Below are 16,006 nucleotides of genomic sequence, written 5' to 3'. Positions count from 1 at the left end.
ATGTCTGGGATGTCTGGGATGTCTGGGATGTCTGGGATGTCTGGGATGTCTGGGATGTCTGGGATGTCTGGGATGTCTGGGATGTCTGGGATGTCTGGGATGTCTGGGATGGACCATGGCGCCATGGTCATGGACCACAGCCAGCATGGAACGATGCAGGGCAACGTCGCAAACTCCTTGAAGGTGCCGAGCAAGAAGGCCCGTCATGCGCGAACAGAGTACGGTCCAAGCACCGACATGCATGTCGATATGGCGCGGACAAACCTCGACGATCCCGGCATTGGGCTGCGCAACAATGGGCGACGCGTGCTGGTCCTGCAGGACATGCATACGATCGGCGGCCCCATGGACGCCCGCAGCCCGCAGCGCGAGGTGGAGTTGCATTTGACCGGCAACATGGAGCGCTACGCATGGTCGCTCGACGGCGTTGAGTTCGGCAAATCAACCCCCGTCCATTTCCGCTATGGGGAGCGTCTTCGCGTCATCCTTCACAACGATACGATGATGACGCACCCGATGCACATGCATGGGATGTGGAGCGAACTCGAGGCGCCGGACGGTACATTCTTGGCGCGCAGGCACACGATTCCGGTGCAGCCCGCGCAGCGCGTTAGCTTCCTTGTCACGGCTGACGCTCTGGGACGATGGGCTTGGCATTGCCATCTCATGCTGCATATGGATGCAGGTATGTTCCGTGAAGTGATCGTCGCCTAAGCCCGGATCGACAAGTCAAATGACCACGCATAAGCACGTTAAGACAGCATTGGCAGTTGCCTTGGCCGTTGTCGGCATCAACGCCGCGTCGGCACAGGAATCTACAGCTACCTACGACGCCATGGCGCCAAGCTCGGGCGCCAGCACTCGGCCGACTGCCCATGGCTCGATGCAGGGCATGGACCATGGCTCGAAGCAGGGCATGGACCATGGCTCGATGCAGGGTATGGACCATGGCTCGATGCAGGGCATGGACCATGGCTCGATGCAGGGCATGGACCATGGCTCGATGCAGGGCATGGACCATGGCTCGAAGCAGGGCATGGACCATGGCTCGAAGCAGGGCATGGACCATGGCTCGATGCAGGGTATGGACCATGGCTCGATGCAGGGTATGGACCATGGCTCGATGCAGGGTATGGACCAGGGCTCAATGCAGGGTATGGACCAGGGCTCAATGCAGGGTATGGACCAGGGCTCAATGCAGGGTATGGATCAGGGCTCAATGCAGGGTATGGATCATGGTTCGATGCAAATGCAAGGCGGCTCACCGCCTCCTGATGCGCGGGATCCGAATGCATACTCGGGTGGATATCAGTTGGGTGTCGGAAAGTTCGCGCTGGGCAATACCCGCCAGCTCATGATGGCCGATGAGCACAATTTTGGATCGTTCTTGATTGATCGCCTGGAGTGGGTACGCGGCCCCAACTCCAACGCCGCTTCTTACGAAGCGCAAGCGTGGTACGGAAGCACTTACGACAAGGTCGTGCTGAAGGCGGAAGGCGATGTGAAAAAAGGTCGACTCGAGGAGGCGCGTACCGAGTTGCTATGGGGGCATGCGATCACGACGTTCTGGGACACCCAGCTTGGGATTCGCAATGACGTTGGCTCGGGGCGTCCAGCGCGGAACTGGGCGGCTTTCGGTGTGCAAGGTCTGGCGCCATACTGGTTCAACATCCAGGCCACTGCATACGTTGGTAACAGTGGTCGTACCGCCCTGCGGTTGTCCACGGAGTATGAGTTGCTGCTGACTCAGCGCCTTATCCTACAACCGCGCGTGGAGGCGAACCTCTACGGAAAGAATGATCCGGCTTTGGAGATCGGCAGCGGCCTGTCCAGCGCTAGCGTCGGATTGCGTTTGCGTTACGAGTTCAGTCGGCAATTCGCGCCTTACATCGGCGTCGAGCGGTATCAGACTTTTGGCAACACCGCCAACATGATTCGGGCAGATGGCGGCCGAAGCGGTGAGACCCGATTTGTGGCAGGCCTGCGTGTTTGGTACTAGCCATTCTCTATTTACACCACCAGGAGGTATTGACATGTTGACCCCTCGTTACATCGCAAGCATCGCTGTCGCGGCATCGGCCATTTTCGCCAGCACGGCCGCATTCGCGCATCCTAAGCTGCTGTCTTCGACGCCTGCTGACAAAGCGGAAGTCGCCGCGCCGGCAAAGATCGAGCTTAAGTTCTCGGAAAATCTCTCGACGCAATTCTCGGGGGCTAATCTCGTTATGACGGAGATGCCTGGCATGTCCAGTCACGACGCCATGAAAGTCGCCGCGAAGGTCGCCGCCGACGATGACCCCAAGACGATGGTCATCACGCCCGCACAGCCGCTGATGACGGGAACCTACAAGGTCGAATGGCGTGCTGTCTCGTCGGATACGCACCCGATGACGGGAAACTTCTCGTTCAAGGTGAAGTAAAGTTATGGCAGACGACTGGCTCAATATCGCCCTGCGCTTTGCGCTGTACGTGGATCTGACGATCCTGTTTGGAGTCTCGCTGTTCGGTGCTTACGCCTTGCGCCCCGATCATCGGAGCTCAGCGATTGCGCGCCGGTATGTCTGCGCCATTGGCGTCGCCGCAGCTTCCGGTATTGTGCTGTCTCTCTGGAGTATCGTAGTGACGGCCAAAGCGATGACCGGAGCCGCCGAATACGCGGAGTTGAGCAGCCACGTCTTCGGCATGATGCTGAGTAGCACTGCGGTTGGCATTGGGTGGTTGGTTCGTATCGCAGCCCTGGCGGCTTGTTTAATCATCGTCATGTGTGTGCGTAGGATGCCAACTCTGCACTTTGATATCTTTGCTGTTCTGGGGGCGGTAGCGCTGGCAACAGTGGCCTGGGCAGGGCATGGCGCGATGCACGACGGTTCGCGTGGATACGTCCACATCACGGCCGACATCGCCCACTTGTTAGCCGCGGGTGCATGGGTTGGATCGCTGACAGCGTTTGTGTTGCTTGCGCGGGCGCAGCAGGCGGCTTCATTGGAGTCGGTGGAAATCCTCAACCACACGTCCAACGGCTTCGCCCGTCTTGGGACATTGATTGTCGCCACGCTGCTCGCAACGGGCGTCGTCAACTATCTGTTGATCGTGGGCCCAACAATCGACGGGTTGGCCACTTCGGCATACGGCGTCCTGTTGTTGGCCAAGTTGGCACTGTTTGGGCTTATGCTCGGGCTGGCGGCAGCCAACCGTTACCTGTTGAGTCCGCAACTTGAAATCGCAATGCGCAGCGGCGACCACGCTGGCGCAGTCATGACACTGCGCCGCAGCCTGCTCACGGAGGCCAGCCTCGCCGTCGTGATACTTGCTTTGGTTGCGTGGCTCGGGGTGCTTTCTCCGCCTGGGACCTAATTCCGTCATTTTCGTGTAGCCATTCAACGCTCCATGACAACGCCATTGAACTCGCAGTCTATATCCGCGTCTAGGCGATCTCTGATGGTCGGCCTGGCTCTCTTGCCTGCCATAGCTTTGGCGCAGAAGTCTGAGCCAAAGCCTACATTCCAAGTTTGGAAGACGCCGGGTTGTGGATGCTGCAAGGATTGGTTGTCCCACCTGCGGGACAACGGATTCGATGTAGTCACACACGACGTCGAAGACACCGTCGAGGCTCGACGCAAGACAGGCATTCCCGATCGCTACGCCTCGTGCCATACGGCAGCCGTGCAGGGCTATGCCGTGGAAGGCCATGTGCCTGCGCGCGAGATCAAGCGCCTATTGCGGGAACGCCCTAAGGCAATCGGGCTGGCGGTCCCCAGCATGCCCATCGGTGCGCCTGGCATGGACGGTCCGGCGTACGGTAATCGACGTATGCCGTACAACGTATTACTGATCGGTTTGGATGGGACATCCACTGTGTTCCAAGCGTACAGCTGAACGAATAGAAGACGTTGGCCGTGAAAACGATGGGTTCACCATGTATGTGGCCAACAAATCTGGCGATACACCGACGCAATCACTGGTTGGCTCACCAGGAGCGGTCATGAGGAACATGTCGGTGGCCGACCTGCCTGCCGATGTACTCGCGGCAATGGCTCTCGTCTTCGTCACATGGATTGTTCTCCTAGTGGGTTTCGCTTGGTACCTGCGCCGCAAACATGGCGTAAGACGGCACGCAGACGCGCGTGCCGCTATTCATGGCCGCCGTAGTAAGAAACCACGTCGACGCGCTTTGCGACGAAGCTCTGGGAACCCATGATCTGCCGCAGGTTCCAGGGTGCCTTGTGTCACGCACCGCTAGGAATTCGCCGTGTTTCTCGCCGCTGACTACAGCGTTCGAGCGATAGCTTCGATCGGCTTGATCCCCACGCCAAAACGCGCAATGCTATCTCGGTGTTCGGTGAGACTGGTATAGGGAACATAGCGAATGCCTAGTTCTGCAACCCTGCGGAAAGCGGGACGTGCGAGTTGGGCGCGCACGTCCGCCTCTCTGGCATCTGGAGCCACCAGGAATAGGTGTTTCCTTGTCGCTTGATCTGTGCCCAAAGCCAGATCTAGCAGTCGTACGATGCCCGAGTAGATGGATGTGGTGTGTTCGACCTCGAAGGCAGCTTCCACTTCCAGCGAGACAGCGTTCAGCCAGACGACATCGATGAGAGGCACGGTGTCAGCGCCTGAAACCAAAAGTGAATTCGGCAATGTTGCCAGGCAGCCCTCGCTGAGCACGCCGCCATTGTAGGGGCGGCTGCGGTCGTTGGTCGCCACCCAGACCGCGAAGCCCAATGCCTTGCCAAGATCGCGCAACCAGCCTTGCACCTCTGTATGAGAGGCATCGTCGGTTCGGCCTGCTTGAAGTTGCTTGGCGAAGGAGGCTGCTTCCTCGCGGGCCTTAGCCAGATCCTTCTCCCACTCAGCAATCGTGGTAGCGCCACCCTCTTGCGGCGGAGCTGGATAGCGCTCCATTCCGATATCGAACAGCAGTCCGGCAATCGCACCCAGGTCATTGGACAGCAGGTCGCGGTAGCGTCCATTCAGGGACAGCACGCCCTCGCGCATGGCCAAGTAGTGGTCCCATTTGCCGAGCTTGACACGAGAGCCCGTCAGCGCGTTGTATCCATTGACGATCGCAGTGTTGAAGGGAACCGCCAAAGTTGGGTGGATGAAATACAGCAGGTTGGCAACGGCTGGGCCCAGCCCCTTGATGCCGTGCCGGTTCAACTGCTGAATCGCTTGAACTACCTCTTGCTCGGTATCGCAGCAATTGCACGTATGCAGCAGTCTGGCGAACGCTCGCTGATGATCTGCGTTCTCGTAGATGTCCGGAATACGCAACTTGGGTTTCCAGAGGAATGCGTGGTCCGCCCCCTTGAAGATTTGGCGCTGCTCGGCAATCGCGGAGACCACGGTTTCGAGAGAGGATCCGCGATAGGCGTTGCCAAATGTCCCAGCCTGGATCTCGTTGACCACCGTACTAATGCCACGCCGGATGGAGCGGAAATTCTTGAGGCGCTCGGGCCAGAGAAACCACGTCTGGAAAGTTCCGTCTCTGTCAGGCTTCCATCGCTCAATGAGCGTTCTTGTTAAATCGGTCATGCAAAATCCACTATTTTTATCGTGGCACTGTCCGATCGGGACAGTGTATGTACTTTCCGGCACCGTTTCAATGCTGATTCGACAGAGTTAAAGCGACCTATTCACCGCCAATCTCCGCGTGCCATCCACGAAAAAAAGGTGCCAGGATTGCGACAAACGCAGTGCTTGTTAACAAAACTGTAATCGCAGCGACAGGGTGCTGTCGTCGTCTACAACGTAGAATTTAGCAGCATGGATGCATTCTCAGCATTTGTGCGGAGCACGTCATGAACCTCATGCGGGCCCTCCAAAGCGCCCTCATGCTCTTGCTGCTAGGTTTCGCGTCTGGGTGTACATCCGTCGCTACGACGCCAGCGCAGTTTGGGCATCCAGTCGCAATTGCACATGCGAGCCGAACAATTATTTTGACTCCACGCATCAGATACGTGCATGTGTACACTGGTGAAACAGTTGCTTTCCGGATTGGGGAAAAGGAAATTGGCTGGATGTTCACGGCCCCAACAATCGGAGGTGGCCAACCAATCGATATGGGCTCGATCTTTCCTGATATTCCTGAGGCAAAGGGCATCGCGATTTTTATTGAGCGGAGCAATCTTTACAGGGCAGGATAATCGGTCGCGATGGGAAAGGCGAAGCGCCGCAAGATGGCGCGCGGCTACAACCTCCGCTTCATGTGGTTCACATTCTTGGGATGACATGCCGATTTTAGCTTGACGAGAGCGAGACCTCGATTGACGAGTATCGAATGTTGTCGCTTTCCCCTACTTGACCACAATCTTTCCGATCATTCCGGCTTCGTAATGCCCTGGTACAAGGCAAGCAAAATCAACCATGCCGGGTTCATCGAATCGCCAAATGAGTGCTCCTTGTTGGCCAGGCTCGAGCGCGAGATGCTTTCCAATAGTGTGGTGGCTCATCTCCGGCATCTTGCGCATCATCTCGGCATGCTCCTTTAAGTCGGCAGCGGTGCCGATCACCAGTTCATGGTGTACTTTGCCAATGTTCTCGACAACGAAGCGCACAGTCTCCCCCACTTTGACGGTGAGCGTGGTCGGTTGGAAACGCATGTCATCGCTCATAGTCACATTGATGGTACGCGTCACCTTTTGAGGATCTCCAGGCTGGCCTGCCTTCGGCGCGGGTTCGCTGGAATTGGAACCGAGACCTTCGAGTTGATTCGCCGCACCAAAGGCGGCTAGGGGCGCAAAACTCAGTGCTAGGATGGAGCGAGAAAACCTGTTCATGAGCCTCTCCCTTTTGGAAAGCGGTTGAAATACTTGGTGCGGCTCGACGTTGCCGCGGGGTGGGCGGAAGCCGTTCGCCAAAACGGGGCCCGCCTCTACCGAATCGCGTTGGCTTGGCGACAAAAACTCGGCCCGTGGCATCAATGATAGATCTTGGAACACTCGCCCGTCGATCGGCAGTTACCCATCAGCAGGGGCAACATCAATTGCAATGAGACGCGTGCTGGTTGAAGCTCGCCAGTTGCGCTGGGAGAAAATCCGCTCGAGAAAGAGGGGGCACAGCGAAGACCAAGCTTTCTTTCGGACGGGGCGGCTAGGCGTGCAGATCCCGGTCTTCAAGCTTGATCGTCGGTGATGAGCTGAAGCGGAGCGCGTAATGTCAATCAGATATCCCGTGATTACTGAAGGCGGGTACGTTTTGCGGGCGTGCAGCGCGCTGGCACTGGCGGCGATGGTCAGTGGCTGCACAACTGCTTACGAAGGCAAATATGAGTACGCCGAAGGCTGGCGGCTAGGCGTGATCGTAAGAACCGGCACGCTCGCCGACATGGCCCCTGTGGAGGCAATGTGCTCGCTTGCAGACCAGAGCAGCACGGCACGCTTTGCCTATGTGCAGTTCATCTTTGGGCCGACCCACGGCAAGTTTCTTTACAGCGGACCACACCAACGCCATGTCATCGTGCCGCTGCCGCAAGGGGGTGGGCTGCACGAAGGCGCGCGCGTCTACATAAATCTCCAGGATTGCAACCAAGCGGCTGTTCCCGCATCCGCAACTACTCCATAGGCTGCGCGCTCACGGGGTAGCGTCGTCAGTCCGAGTTGGGCCGGGTGAATCCTCAAGAGCCTGCCTCCTTTGCCGCCGCCGCGAGAATACGTCTAGCGTGCGCCATAAACGCCTGTGCCGGTAGCGAAAGAGGCACACTGGCCGCCTGCAACGCCAGCGTCCGGAAACGGATCTTCTTGTCCAAGGGGCGAAACGCCGCGCCTCGCGCGTCCAGCTCGCTCAATGCGAGCGGGTTCACAAGGCCAATGCCGACGCCATTCTTCGCCAGCGACGCGACGGTGATCGAGTAGGGGGTCTCGCAGGCCAAGCGCAACGTCCGTCCGTCCACTGCCAGCAACTCGTCGAGTTGACGGCGCGTCGTATCCCGGCGTGACAGGGCGATGAACGGGTGATCGCATAGATCGGAGAGCTTCACGCGTCGTTGGCGTGCCAATGGATGGTTGACCGGCATCGCGACCACCGCGTTGGTTGTCACGATGGGTGTGGCGGTCAATCCTTCGAGTTCGACCTCATCAGCGGCGAAGCCGATATCGCACTGGCCTCGCGCGACCTGATCACGCACCTGCACGGAGCTGCCAATCTCGAATCGGACCAGCACATCAGGAAAGTCCTTGCGCAAGGCGGCAATGATTCTTGGCATCAGACCCAGGCCGAGAGCAGGCAAACAAGCCACGGCAATGCTTCCGCCTGATCCAGAGCGCAGTTGAGTCGCGTACTGCTGCAGATGATCCAGGCCGGCATAGGCACGCTCAATTTCCGCAAACCACAGCTTCGCTTCCGGCGTCGCTCGCAACCGCGAACGCTCTCGCTCAAACAAGCGCATCTGCAGGCTTGCTTCGAGCTGGGCGAGCAACCGGCTGACCGCGGGTTGCGAGGTATGCATGTACTGAGCCGCGCGGGCAGTCGTGCCCGTCAACATGATCGCGCGGAACGCCTCTATCTGTCTGTGGTTCATATCGATTTTGAATTGACTTGAGTCAACTTGGCATTGGAAAGAATAGACCGAGTGCAGGATACTCGCCAGTCATCAGGAAGACACCATGCCACCGAATACAACACCCAACTTCATGACCTCGTCGCCACGCTTCAGTGCGCTCACTGTGCCGGTGCACCGAGCTTCGACACTGGTTTTTGACACGACGGCCCAGTTCCTTGCGCGTAAAGGCCAGTTGTTCGACGGCTACTCATACGGGTTGTATGGGACGCCGACAACCCGCGCCCTGGAGACGGAAGTTGCTTCCATCGAAGGTGGATCCCGCACCGTGCTGGTGCCCTCCGGGCTGGCCGCGCTGACCCATCCCATGCTTGCTCTCCTGTCTGCTGGCGACCACGTCCTGGTGGCCGACTGCGTGTATGGGCCGACGCGCGAGTTCTGCAACAGCGTCCTCAGGAAAATCGGTGTTGCCGTCACCTACTTTGCCGCCGATGCCGCGACGATCGACGCGCACCTGCAAAGCAACACGCGACTCGTGCTGCTCGAATCGCCCGGCTCATTCACGATGGAGATCCAGGAGATCGCCGCCATCTCCCGCGAGGCTCACACTGCCGGCGCGCTGGTCATGCTGGACAACGCATGGGGCTTCGGCAACTCCGCCATGTTCGAGCATGGCGTGGACATCGTCTGCACCGCATTGTCGAAGTACGCGGCGGGCCACTCGGATGTCTGTTTGGGTTCCATTACCGTGCGTAGCGAACGCTTGTTCCGCCAGATCAAGACGTTTGTATCGGGTGTTGGCACCGGGGTTTCGTCGGATGACGCATTCCTCGTGCTGCGCGGCCTGCGCACCCTTTCCGTTCGCTTGGCCGAACACGCGCAACGAGGGCTGGACCTGACGCAGTGGCTGCGTGGCCGCCGCGAGGTCGCCTCGCTGGTCCATCCCGCTCACCCGGAAGATCCACAGCATCAACGCTTCAAGCGGTACTTCAGCTCCGGCAACGGCTTGCTGACCATTCTCTTGCACAGCCAGGATCTTGAACGCATCAGCGCCATGCTCGATGGCTTAAAGCATTTTCGGATCGGTGCCAGTTGGGGCGGCACGGACAGCCTGATTGCCATTGCAGACCTCACCGCCTCTCGCATCGTGCAGCCATGGCCTCCAGGACGCTATGCGCTGCGACTGCATATCGGGCTTGAACCGTTGGAACCCCTGTATGCAGACCTAGAGGCCGGGTTTACCAGGTTGAATGGGCAAGCGTAGACATCATTGAATCCAAGCAGAACACACTCATGGAGAAGACATCGTGATTCGACTACTCGCATTTGCCGCGCTCGCCACTGTGCTCGGCAGCGCAACCGCGCAGGAGACCGGGACGCTGGCGAAGATCAAGCAAACCGGCGTGATGACCTTGGGCGCGCGCGAAGCTTCCATTCCATTCAACTACCTCGATGACCATCAACGGCAGGCGGGGTACGCATGGGAGCTTTCCACCCGGATTGCCGACGCGGTGAAGAGGCAACTCAAGTTGCCCAAGCTCGAGATCAAGGAAATCAATCTCACCCCGCAGACCCGCGTGGCGCTGGTGGCCAATCAAACCGTGGATCTCGAGTGCAGCTCCACCACCAACAATCTGGAGCGCCAAAAGCAGGTCGCGTTCTCAAACACGTTCTTTATCGTTGGTGCGCGATTGCTCGTGCGCAAGAACTCCGGAATCCAGCATTGGGCAGACCTGATTGGCAAGAACGTGGTGGTCAGCGCCGGCACCACCGGTGAGCGCTTGCTCCGCAAGCTCAACGTCGAGAACAGGTGGGGCATCAACATCATTCTCGCCAAGGACATCAACGAGAACTTCCTGACCGTCGAGACTGGCCGGGCGGTGGCATCAATGCAGGACGACATCATCCTTTACAGCAACATCGCCCGCGCGAAAGACCCGTCGATGTGGGAAGTCGTTGGCATGCCGCAACAGCGCGAAGCGTACGGCTGCATGCTGCGAAAGGACGACCCAGCGTTCAAGAAGCTGGTGGACGACACTATCGCCGCCATGATGAAGAGCGGCGAAATGGAAGCGCTGTACAAGCGCTATTTCCAATCCACCATCGCAGTCAAGGGAGGCTTGCGCATTGATCGCCCGCTATCGCCCGAGATGCTGGACCTCTTCAAGCATCCGAATGACAAGGCGTTCCAGTAAATCACCCGCAACACGCATGCATTGATCAATGAACTACTCCTGGGATTGGCTCATTTACTTCAAGCCATCGGTGACGGGCGAAGGGCTGTATGGAGCGATGCTCCTGACAGGCCTGGGTTGGACCCTGCTGATCTCGCTGTTGTCCTGGACGTTGGCGCTGGCCTTGGGCACCCTCTTCGGTGTCGCCCGCACGCTGCCGCAGCGCTGGGTTCGATGGCCAAGCGCTGCGTATGTGCATTGCTTTCGCAACACGCCGCTGCTGGTCCAGCTCTTCCTGTGGTTCTACGTACTTCCCGAGCTGCTACCCGTCGACTGGGGCAATGCCATCAAGCAGATGAATCCGACGCTGAATCAGTTTCTGACCGTTGTCCTGTGTCTGACGCTCTATTCCGCAGCCAAATGCGCCGAGCAGATTCGGGCAGGAATTGAATCGATCGCTGCGGGCCAGCGGGCCGCAGGGTTGGCGCTGGGGCTTTCCACCGGCGGCATCTACCGCCACGTCATTCTGCCGCAGGCCTTCCGCATCATCATTCCGCCTCTGACCTCTGACTTCATGAATGTGTTCAAGAACTCGGCGGTTGCGCTCACCATCGGGCTCATGGAGTTGACCGGCCAGAGCCGCCAACTGAGCGAATTCAGTGCACAGCCATTCGAGTCGTTTCTGGCCGCCACCGTCATCTATATGTTGGTCACGCTGCTGGTGGTCTGGCTGATGCACGTGATCGAAGCGCGCTCGCGCCTTCCTGGCATGGTCGGTTCGCACTGAGGTCACGATGAGCTATCAATTCGACTGGTCCTCCATTCCGCGTGCGTGGCCTTACCTTGTAGAAGGGCTCGCGACGACGGGCGGCTTGGTTGCCGCCTCCATCACAGCAGGCATTGCTCTGGGCACCGTGCTGGCGATCGGACGGCTGTTCGGCCCGCGTCCCGTCACCATGACTGTTGCCGCGTATGTGAACGTGTTCCGCTCCATACCGCTGATCCTGACGATCTTCTGGTTCTTCTTTCTGGTTCCGGCCATGCTGCGCGCTGTGACCGGTGATCCGTATCTCACGGTCGGTCCGATATGGGCTGCGTTGGCGGCCTTCATTCTCGCCGAGTCTGCCTACTACTGCGAAATCATCCGCGCTGGCATCGGAAGCGTGAAAACCGGGCAACTGAGCGCGGCAAAAGCGCTGGGGCTTACGCAGTGGCAAGCCTTGCGGCACGTGATCCTGCCGCAGGCGTTTCGGAACATGACACCGTCGCTGATCAACCAGACGATCGCCCTGCTCAAGGACACCTCACTCGTCTACGTGATCAGCCTGACCGACTTCCTTGGCGCCGCTGGCAAGATCGGCCAGCGCGATGGGCGGCTGGTCGAGATGTACCTGTTCTCGGCTGCGGTCTACCTGGTGCTGTGCTCGTTTGGCGTCTGGCTCGTCGCCGCCGTGCAGAAGAAGCGCATGGGAGCCCGGGCGTGACCAGGCTCTTGCCCGGTTGCTCCGATATCAAGACACAAACGACACCAACCATGATCAATATTTCCGACGTCTCCAAATGGTATGGCCCGTTTCGGGTACTCACCGACTGCACGACTTCCATCGCCCCAAAGGATGTGGTGGTGATCTGCGGCCCCTCCGGGTCAGGAAAATCGACGCTCATCAAGACGGTCAACGGACTCGAACCGTTTCAGAAGGGGGATATCCACGTGGGAGGAATCTCCGTCGGCGCCGCAGACACGAACCTTGCGAGTCTTCGCGCCCGCGTCGGCATGGTTTTCCAGAGCTTCGAGCTGTTCCCTCACCTGACGGTATTGCAGAACCTGGCACTGGGTCAGATCAAGGTGCTCAAGCGCAACAGAGCCGCTGCAGAAGCCAAGGCGCTGGCGCTACTGGACCGCGTCGGACTCGTTGCGCACGCGTCGAAGTTCCCCGGGCAGTTGTCGGGCGGCCAGCAACAGCGTGTTGCCATCGCGCGCGCGTTGGCCATGGACCCGGAGGTCATGCTGTTCGATGAGCCGACTTCCGCGCTCGATCCGGAAATGGTGAATGAAGTCCTCGACGTCATGATCGATCTTGCCAGGGATGGCATGACGATGGCCGTCGTCACGCACGAGATGGGCTTCGCCAGGCAAGTGGCGAACAGAGTCATCTTCATGGACCAGGGACAGATTATTGAAGACGTGCCCAAGGCGGATTTCTTTGACTGCCCCGATGCGCGCACCGATCGCGCGCGGCAGTTTCTTTCAAAGATCCTCTCCAGTTAGCCATCCAATCGATACGTTTTTCCATCTTGCGCAGTGTGCCGGCACTTTACGCATGAAATCGCCGCAAGAGCGGCAACCACAACTACCTTGAGGAGACAACCATGAAAAACATGATGGCAGCGGCCGTCTTTGGCCTGGCGTCCATGGCAGCGCTGGCGCACAACATCGACGCCGATATCACCAAGTTCGAGAAGATCCATGCAACAAAGGATCCGAACAGCAAGGAGGCACGAGAAGCAAAGGTGCTGATCGAGCAGGCTCGCGCCGTGTACTTCCACTCGGACACCGTCCAACTCCTGCGCATCCGCGCGTTGCTAAACGATGGCTTCAAGTTCGTCGGAGCGCAGCCTGCTTTCCTCGGCAGCGAGATCAAACGCCTGGAAGATGCGATCGCATCGCCCAAGACCAGCGATCCCGCAATGACCGATGCCGCCAGGAAACTGCTGCTGCAGGCGAAGGCCGAGAAAGCCGCGTACGACGTGCTGCACGATTCCGTCGGCGAGAAGATCGATCAAGCCATGAAGCTGATCGAAGCGGCGAAGTAAGACGACCGCTCGACCACAAGGAGGAGCCATGAGAATAAGGACAACAGTTTGGAAGGTCGCGCCCGCGATCATCGCAATGACGAGTGAAGTCGCGCTGGCCCAGTCGAACGTGGAGGTATTCGGCATCGTCGATACGGCAGTTGAGTGGGCACGCAGTGGAGACGGAGTCAATGTCAACCGGCTGGTCTCGGGGCAGAATTCAGCGTCGCGTTTCGGCATGCGGGGCAGCGAAGATATCGGCGGCGGACTCAAGGCCAATTTCTGGCTTGAGAACGGCTTCAACACGGACACCGGCGCGCTGTCCGATAGCGCAAGGCTGTTCAACAGACGTGCGACGGTCGGCCTGTCGGGGCCATGGGGGCGCGTTGATCTCGGTCGCCAGTTCCGCCCCGAAGCCCGCGCCGTGTTCGGCATGGACCCATTTGATGGGGGCTCCACAGCATCGCCCTCCAATACCTACTCCAACACGGTGTTCCGCACCGACAATGCGGTCGTGTATGAGACGCCAAACGTGAACGGCTTCGTGGGCCGGCTCATGTATGCCTTCGGCGAGGCACCCGGCGCGTTCAACGGTGCCAACAACGATGTCGGCGCCTCCCTTCAGTACTATAACGGTCCGGTCTACCTCGCCTATGCTTATGACGCGCGCACCAACGCGACCAACAGCGACAAGCGAAGGTGGCACTCGTTGGGAGGCGCGTACGACTTCGGCGTGGCGAAGCTGTATGCCGCCTATCGCACCCGCAAGGAAGGTGCCGTGGGCCTCGACGAGAGCAGCTACTGGTTGGGTGTCAGCGTGCCGCTAGGTGCGTGGACCCTCTCCGCAACCGCAACGCGCGTCAATGACAAGACACCAGCCGACAAAGGTGCAACCGGAATCGGATTGGGTGCCGACTATGCCTTGTCGAAGCGAACGACGTTATACGGCCGGTTCGGCAAGGTCAACAACAAGAACGGGGCAACGTTCAATTTGGACAACGGCATCAACGGCCCCAGCCCCAGCTCGTTGGCACTCGGCTTGCGGCACAAATTCTGAGTTGCTATTCGGGGCACTCGATCACGACGTTCCGGAACATGCGGCTTCGCATCCGGAACGACGTCGGCTCAGGGCGTCCGGCGCCGAGCTGGGCGGCTTTCGGCGTGCAACCCCTAGTGCCGTATTGATTCAACATCCAGACCACCGCATACGTCGGTAATAGCAATCGCACCGCTCAGCGACTGTCTACGGAGAATGAGTTGCTGCGATAGCAGCAACTCATTCCGCCGCCGCGGTTGGGGACGAACTTCTATGGGAACGATGATCCGTCCCTGGATATTGGAAGGGGATTGTCCAGCGCAAGCGTGGGCTGCGACTGCGTTACGAATTCAGCCGCCAGTTTGCCCTACACATTGACGTCAAGCGCTACCAGACGCTTAGCAATACGCCAACCATCAAGGCCGATGGTGGCAGCAGCAGCGAAACCCGCCTTGTGGCAGGCCCGCGCGTTTGGCTCAAGCTTGTTCGTTTTTTTCACCACCCGCAGAGGTATTGACATGTCGAACCATCATTACATTGCAAGCATCGCTTTCACTGCATCGGCCATGCTTGCTAGCGCCGCGGCGTTTGCACATCCCAAGCTGCTGTCGTCGATGCCCACCGACAAAGCGGAAGGGGCGGCACCGGCAATGATCGAACTCAAATTCTCGGAAAGCCTCTTTACACAATTCTCGGGGGCAAACCTCGTTATGACCGAGATGCCCGGCATGTCGGAACACGACGCCATGAAAATTGCCGCGAAAGTCACCGCTGACGATGACCCGAAGGCGATGGTCATCACACCTGTGCAGCCACTGATGACCGGGACGTACAAAGTCGAATGGCGGGCTGTTTCGTCGGATATGCACCCGATGTCAGGGAACTTCTCCTTCAAGGTGAAGTAACGTCATGACAACGATCGGCTCAAAGAGAGGCGGCGGCAATTCGGGCAATCGAAATGGCGGAGAAACCGGGGCCTGGGGCGGCCAGAATGACCGGCAGACAGGCCTTAGAAGATGACGATACGAAGCAGGCAAACGCATTGTGTGAATTTGCCCCTGCTTCTCTGGACACCGCATCATGCCTGATGGACTGCTCCCGGGAGCGTGAGCATTTCCGGTCTCTGGTCTGGCGGCCAGTTTTTATGGACATCGCGTCTGAATTTAGCTGGGATTTCCTCGGAGCGTGCGAAGACCGCGGCAGCCCGATCGCCCCGCAAGCGCGTGCCGATCAGTACATTTTGGGCTGCCGCGGGGCCGGCAGCGCTGCCATCGGTTTGGAAAAGCAGGTTGAACTCCAAAAAGGGGAGGGGCTTCTAGTCGGCGGCGGTGAGGCGATAGGTGTCGACACAGTAGCGGTTCGAGTGATCCGGCGACGCCCCGTCGAGTTCCTTCAAGTTTGGCGGGCTACGATCGGGCAGCTTCACAAGCCCCGTGGGGGCTGCTTCAGCGTAGGCAACCAGATCAGTTCGCGGACGTGCGTCAGCAATACCGGGAAGGTCATTGCGTT

19 protein-coding genes are annotated in these 16,006 nt (G+C 58.9%); 16 read left to right on the top strand and 3 right to left on the bottom strand.

The genetic code is table 11. The features are described 5' to 3' along the window. The 5 genes from R2676_RS24260 to R2676_RS24240 form a co-directional block, all read left to right on the top strand. A partial coding sequence (locus R2676_RS24260; protein WP_316887540.1) for a multicopper oxidase domain-containing protein occupies positions 1-714 on the top strand: 714 nt, incomplete at its 5' end. A gap of 298 nt (positions 715-1,012) precedes the next feature. Then, the gene (locus tag R2676_RS24255; protein ID WP_390889563.1) at positions 1,013-1,999 is read left to right on the top strand and encodes a copper resistance protein B; all 987 of its coding nucleotides are present in this window, start codon (positions 1,013-1,015) and stop codon (positions 1,997-1,999) included. Between the two features lie 34 nt (positions 2,000-2,033). Then, positions 2,034-2,420 (top strand): copper homeostasis periplasmic binding protein CopC, encoded by a 387-nt coding sequence (gene copC / locus R2676_RS24250; protein ID WP_012755710.1) that lies wholly within the window; start codon positions 2,034-2,036, stop codon positions 2,418-2,420. A gap of 4 nt (positions 2,421-2,424) precedes the next feature. After that, complete coding sequence (gene copD, locus R2676_RS24245) at positions 2,425-3,354, top strand: copper homeostasis membrane protein CopD (protein WP_012755711.1); 930 nt, start codon at positions 2,425-2,427, stop codon at positions 3,352-3,354. Between the two features lie 33 nt (positions 3,355-3,387). Further along, positions 3,388-3,876 (top strand): DUF411 domain-containing protein, encoded by a 489-nt coding sequence (locus R2676_RS24240; RefSeq protein ID WP_024977761.1) that lies wholly within the window; start codon positions 3,388-3,390, stop codon positions 3,874-3,876. 390 nt (positions 3,877-4,266) lie between these two features. On the opposite strand, the gene R2676_RS24235 is transcribed toward R2676_RS24240, so the two are convergent. Next, positions 4,267-5,532: a hypothetical protein gene (locus R2676_RS24235; RefSeq protein ID WP_012755713.1), complete on the bottom strand. Its 1,266-nt coding sequence runs from the start codon at positions 5,530-5,532 to the stop codon at positions 4,267-4,269. 266 nt (positions 5,533-5,798) lie between these two features. On the opposite strand from R2676_RS24235, the gene R2676_RS24230 reads away from it, so the two are divergent. Further along, a complete protein-coding gene (locus R2676_RS24230; RefSeq protein ID WP_021197777.1) occupies positions 5,799-6,143 on the top strand; it encodes a CzcE family metal-binding protein in 345 nt (114 codons plus the stop codon). 150 nt (positions 6,144-6,293) lie between these two features. On the opposite strand, the gene R2676_RS24225 is transcribed toward R2676_RS24230, so the two are convergent. Next, entirely contained in the window at positions 6,294-6,776 is a 483-nt protein-coding gene (locus R2676_RS24225; RefSeq protein WP_012755714.1) for a cupredoxin domain-containing protein, read from the bottom strand. A 376-nt stretch (positions 6,777-7,152) separates the two neighbouring features. Here R2676_RS24225 and R2676_RS24220 point away from each other — a divergent pair, with 376 nt between their 5' ends. Further along, on the top strand, positions 7,153-7,560 hold the full coding sequence (locus R2676_RS24220) for a hypothetical protein (RefSeq protein ID WP_012755715.1): 408 nt from the start codon (positions 7,153-7,155) through the stop codon (positions 7,558-7,560). A gap of 52 nt (positions 7,561-7,612) precedes the next feature. On the opposite strand, the gene R2676_RS24215 is transcribed toward R2676_RS24220, so the two are convergent. After that, on the bottom strand, positions 7,613-8,515 hold the full coding sequence (locus tag R2676_RS24215; RefSeq protein WP_012755716.1) for a LysR family transcriptional regulator: 903 nt from the start codon (positions 8,513-8,515) through the stop codon (positions 7,613-7,615). Positions 8,516-8,600: 85 nt separating this feature from the next. On the opposite strand from R2676_RS24215, the gene R2676_RS24210 reads away from it, so the two are divergent. From R2676_RS24210 to copC (R2676_RS24170), 9 genes are all read left to right on the top strand, one after another. Continuing rightward, positions 8,601-9,758: a trans-sulfuration enzyme family protein gene (locus R2676_RS24210; protein ID WP_012755717.1), complete on the top strand. Its 1,158-nt coding sequence runs from the start codon at positions 8,601-8,603 to the stop codon at positions 9,756-9,758. 43 nt (positions 9,759-9,801) lie between these two features. Then, the gene (locus tag R2676_RS24205; protein WP_012755718.1) at positions 9,802-10,689 is read left to right on the top strand and encodes a transporter substrate-binding domain-containing protein; all 888 of its coding nucleotides are present in this window, start codon (positions 9,802-9,804) and stop codon (positions 10,687-10,689) included. Positions 10,690-10,717: 28 nt separating this feature from the next. Further along, entirely contained in the window at positions 10,718-11,455 is a 738-nt protein-coding gene (locus tag R2676_RS24200; RefSeq protein ID WP_012755719.1) for an amino acid ABC transporter permease, read from the top strand. A gap of 7 nt (positions 11,456-11,462) precedes the next feature. Next, a complete protein-coding gene (locus R2676_RS24195) occupies positions 11,463-12,152 on the top strand; it encodes an amino acid ABC transporter permease (RefSeq protein WP_012755720.1) in 690 nt (229 codons plus the stop codon). Positions 12,153-12,202: 50 nt separating this feature from the next. Beyond that, on the top strand, positions 12,203-12,937 hold the full coding sequence (locus tag R2676_RS24190; RefSeq protein ID WP_012755721.1) for an amino acid ABC transporter ATP-binding protein: 735 nt from the start codon (positions 12,203-12,205) through the stop codon (positions 12,935-12,937). A 101-nt stretch (positions 12,938-13,038) separates the two neighbouring features. Continuing rightward, the gene (locus R2676_RS24185) at positions 13,039-13,482 is read left to right on the top strand and encodes a hypothetical protein (RefSeq protein WP_012755722.1); all 444 of its coding nucleotides are present in this window, start codon (positions 13,039-13,041) and stop codon (positions 13,480-13,482) included. Positions 13,483-13,558: 76 nt separating this feature from the next. Then, on the top strand, positions 13,559-14,518 hold the full coding sequence (locus tag R2676_RS24180) for a porin (protein WP_021197781.1): 960 nt from the start codon (positions 13,559-13,561) through the stop codon (positions 14,516-14,518). A 289-nt stretch (positions 14,519-14,807) separates the two neighbouring features. Beyond that, on the top strand, positions 14,808-15,014 hold the full coding sequence (locus R2676_RS24175) for a copper resistance protein B (RefSeq protein ID WP_225694736.1): 207 nt from the start codon (positions 14,808-14,810) through the stop codon (positions 15,012-15,014). Position 15,015: 1 nt separating this feature from the next. After that, the gene (gene copC, locus R2676_RS24170) at positions 15,016-15,402 is read left to right on the top strand and encodes a copper homeostasis periplasmic binding protein CopC (RefSeq protein ID WP_012755724.1); all 387 of its coding nucleotides are present in this window, start codon (positions 15,016-15,018) and stop codon (positions 15,400-15,402) included. Positions 15,403-16,006: the final 604 nt, after the last annotated feature.

This window comes from Ralstonia flatus (genome assembly GCF_958439105.1).
In the GTDB taxonomy this organism is placed as follows: Bacteria; Pseudomonadota; Gammaproteobacteria; order Burkholderiales; family Burkholderiaceae; genus Ralstonia; species Ralstonia flatus.
This window is presented reverse-complemented; position numbering and strand designations above follow the sequence as displayed.

Excerpts from the sequence above, each read along its gene's own strand:
- R2676_RS24235 (WP_012755713.1), bottom strand. The coding sequence starts at position 5,532 with ATGACCGATTTAACAAGAACGCTCATTGAGCGATGGAAGCCTGACAGA.
- copC (WP_012755724.1), top strand. The coding sequence starts at position 15,016 with ATGTCGAACCATCATTACATTGCAAGCATCGCTTTCACTGCATCGGCC.
- R2676_RS24215 (WP_012755716.1), bottom strand. The coding sequence starts at position 8,515 with ATGAACCACAGACAGATAGAGGCGTTCCGCGCGATCATGTTGACGGGC.
- R2676_RS24190 (WP_012755721.1), top strand. The coding sequence starts at position 12,203 with ATGATCAATATTTCCGACGTCTCCAAATGGTATGGCCCGTTTCGGGTA.
- R2676_RS24240 (WP_024977761.1), top strand. The coding sequence starts at position 3,388 with ATGACAACGCCATTGAACTCGCAGTCTATATCCGCGTCTAGGCGATCT.
- R2676_RS24180 (WP_021197781.1), top strand. The coding sequence starts at position 13,559 with ATGACGAGTGAAGTCGCGCTGGCCCAGTCGAACGTGGAGGTATTCGGC.
- R2676_RS24220 (WP_012755715.1), top strand. The coding sequence starts at position 7,153 with ATGTCAATCAGATATCCCGTGATTACTGAAGGCGGGTACGTTTTGCGG.
- R2676_RS24225 (WP_012755714.1), bottom strand. The coding sequence starts at position 6,776 with ATGAACAGGTTTTCTCGCTCCATCCTAGCACTGAGTTTTGCGCCCCTA.
- R2676_RS24255 (WP_390889563.1), top strand. The coding sequence starts at position 1,013 with ATGGACCATGGCTCGAAGCAGGGCATGGACCATGGCTCGAAGCAGGGC.
- copD (WP_012755711.1), top strand. The coding sequence starts at position 2,425 with ATGGCAGACGACTGGCTCAATATCGCCCTGCGCTTTGCGCTGTACGTG.
- R2676_RS24230 (WP_021197777.1), top strand. The coding sequence starts at position 5,799 with ATGAACCTCATGCGGGCCCTCCAAAGCGCCCTCATGCTCTTGCTGCTA.
- R2676_RS24185 (WP_012755722.1), top strand. The coding sequence starts at position 13,039 with ATGAAAAACATGATGGCAGCGGCCGTCTTTGGCCTGGCGTCCATGGCA.
- copC (WP_012755710.1), top strand. The coding sequence starts at position 2,034 with ATGTTGACCCCTCGTTACATCGCAAGCATCGCTGTCGCGGCATCGGCC.
- R2676_RS24200 (WP_012755719.1), top strand. The coding sequence starts at position 10,718 with ATGAACTACTCCTGGGATTGGCTCATTTACTTCAAGCCATCGGTGACG.
- R2676_RS24195 (WP_012755720.1), top strand. The coding sequence starts at position 11,463 with ATGAGCTATCAATTCGACTGGTCCTCCATTCCGCGTGCGTGGCCTTAC.
- R2676_RS24210 (WP_012755717.1), top strand. The coding sequence starts at position 8,601 with ATGCCACCGAATACAACACCCAACTTCATGACCTCGTCGCCACGCTTC.